At 75.1% G+C, this 2127-nt stretch carries 3 protein-coding genes and 1 pseudogene; all 4 read right to left on the bottom strand.

What is annotated here, in order from left to right; genetic code table 11:
- A partial coding sequence (locus tag AX737_RS04855) for a PAS domain-containing hybrid sensor histidine kinase/response regulator (RefSeq protein WP_066919427.1) occupies positions 1-1176 on the bottom strand: 1176 nt, incomplete at its 3' end.
- Complete coding sequence (locus AX737_RS04850; protein ID WP_066919425.1) at positions 1166-1510, bottom strand: circadian clock KaiB family protein; 345 nt, start codon at positions 1508-1510, stop codon at positions 1166-1168. The genes AX737_RS04855 and AX737_RS04850, both read right to left, overlap by 11 nt.
- Positions 1507-1857, bottom strand: coding sequence for a circadian clock KaiB family protein (locus AX737_RS04845; protein WP_066919423.1), 351 nt, complete (start codon positions 1855-1857; stop codon positions 1507-1509). Before AX737_RS04845 ends, AX737_RS04850 begins: the two co-directional genes overlap by 4 nt.
- Before the next feature lie 12 nt (positions 1858-1869).
- Positions 1870-2127: pseudogene (locus AX737_RS34095) on the bottom strand (KaiC 1); the annotation flags it as partial.

Here is a 2127-nt window from a genome sequence, read left to right as displayed (position 1 = left end):
GCCCTGGCCGACGCCCTTCGTGGTGAAGAAGGGCTCGAAGATGCGCGCCAGCACCTCCGGCGCGATGCCGGTGCCGGTGTCGCTCACCGAGACCGCCACGAAGCGGCCCCGCACCGGCATCTGGCCGCGCGAGGCCGGCACGGATTCGGTGGCCGCGACCTCGATCGTCAGCGTGCCCTCGCCCTCCATGGCGTCGCGGGCGTTGACCGCGATGTTGACGAGCGCGGTGTCGAACTGGCTCGGGTCGGCGTGGACGTAGCAGGGCAGGTCGGGCAGGCGCACGCCCACGCGGATGCGCGCGCCCGTCAGCGTGCCCACCATGTCGCCGATGGCCGCGACGCTCGCGCCCGCGTCGAAGGTCTCGGGCTGGAGCGCCTGCCGCCGCGCGAAGGCGAGGAGCTGGCCGGTGAGCTTGGCGGCCCGGTCCACGGTGTCGGAGATCGCCAGCACGTAGCGGGCGCGGCGCTCCTCGGGCAGCTCGCGCCGCTTCAGGAGGTCCGTGGACGACTTGATGACGGTGAGCAGGTTGTTGAAGTCGTGCGCCACGCCCCCCGTGAGCTGGCCCACCGCCTCCATCTTCTGCGACTGGCGCAGGGCGTCCTCGATCCGCTCGCGCTCCGCGATCTCGGCGGTGAGCCGGGCGTTGGCGGCGGCGAGCTCGTCGAGGCGCCCGCGCTGCTCGGTGAGGTCGGTCAGCACCCCGCAGAGGAGGGGCGCGCCGCCGTCGCGCTCCAGCCTGGCGAGCGAGAGGTGGACGGGGTGCTGGGCGCCCTCCGCGTCCCGAAAGCCGATCTCGGCCCGGGCCGGGGCCTCGGCCGCCCCGGCGAGGAGCGCGTCGAGGGCGCCTGCGTCCTGGGGCAGGACGAAGCGGCGCAGCGGCTGTCCGATCAGCCGCTCCTGGCGCAGGCCCAGCATCGCGGCGAGGCGGCGGTTGCCGTAGAGCAGCGTGCCCTCGGCCGAGAGCGTGAAGGCGCCCTCCTGGATCTGCTCGATCAGCACCCGGTAGGGCCGGTCGGCGTTCTCCAGGGTGTAGACGAGGCGCTCGCCGTCGGGCCCCTCGACCACGACCGCGTCGAAATCGCCCCGGCGGATCGCCGCGAGCGTGTCCTCGCTCTCCTCCAGCCGCGCCTCGAGCTCCGCGATGCGGGCGCGGGCGGCGGCGAGTTCAGCGCTCATCGGCACGTCCCCGGGCCTCCGCGGGCGCTCCCTCGGCCGCGTCGAGCCCGAGTCCGTGCAGGATGCGGCGCGCGTCCGTGAGGTCGCCGGCCACGCGGCGCGTCGGGCCGGGGCTCACCCGCACCAGGGTCGGGGCGGCGACCACCCGGTCGGCCTCGGCGAGCTGGGGCTGCTGGTAGAGATCGACGACCTCCAGCTCGTAGGCCGGCAGGTGCGCGTCGCGCAGGTGCCGGACCGCCTCGACGGTCCGGCTCGAGCGCGGCGAGGTGCCGGCGATGAACAGGCGCAGCAGGGGCCGGCCGTCCGCGGGCAGGGGGCCGAGGACGCGGCTCAAGGCGCGTCCTTCGGGCGGATGTCGAGCCCGACCAGCACCTTCTCGGTGTTCGAGAGGTCGCCGATGATGCGCTTGAGCGGGGAGGGCAGGCGACGCACCAGCGTCGGGATCGCCAGGATCTGGTCGCCGGCCGCGAGCTTCGGGTTCTTCATCAGGTCGATGACCTCGATGTCGTAGCGGCCGGCGAGGTGCTCCTCGCAGAAGCGCCGCAGGTTCGCCGTCGCGGCGAGCGACTTGGCGGTCTGCCCGGCCACGTAGAGGCGCAGGTGGTAGTGGTTGGGGTCGAGGTCAGCCTCGGCGCCCTCGTCGGGGGCCTGCCCCTTCTCCAAGCCCTTGTCGTCGCTCATCGGATCGGCTCCTCAGCTCGCCGCGCCGCGCCGGGCCGCGCGCTCGCGCCGCTCGGCCTCCAGCCGCCCCTCGCGCGCCTCGGTCTCGCCGAGGAGCACGCTCTCCTCCTCCTCGGCCGCCTCGAGCCCGGCGCGCAGCTCGGCGATCTGGCGCTCGATCGCGTCGCGGCGGCGGGCGATCTCGCGGCGGCGGCGCTCGGCCTCCTGCCGGAGCCGCAGCGCCTCGGCCCGCTCCTCGGCCTCCCGGACGAGGCGGGCGGTGCCGGTGAG

The organism is Methylobacterium sp. CCH5-D2, assembly GCF_001556475.1.
Taxonomy (GTDB): Bacteria; Pseudomonadota; Alphaproteobacteria; order Rhizobiales; family Beijerinckiaceae; genus Methylobacterium; species Methylobacterium hispanicum.
The sequence above is the reverse complement of the archived record's forward strand: the minus strand, read 5'-3'. Positions and strand labels throughout refer to the sequence as shown.

Coding starts and splice junctions, on each gene's coding strand:
- AX737_RS04845 (WP_066919423.1), bottom strand. CDS start 1,857: ATGAGCGACGACAAGGGCTTGGAGAAGGGGCAGGCCCCCGACGAGGGC.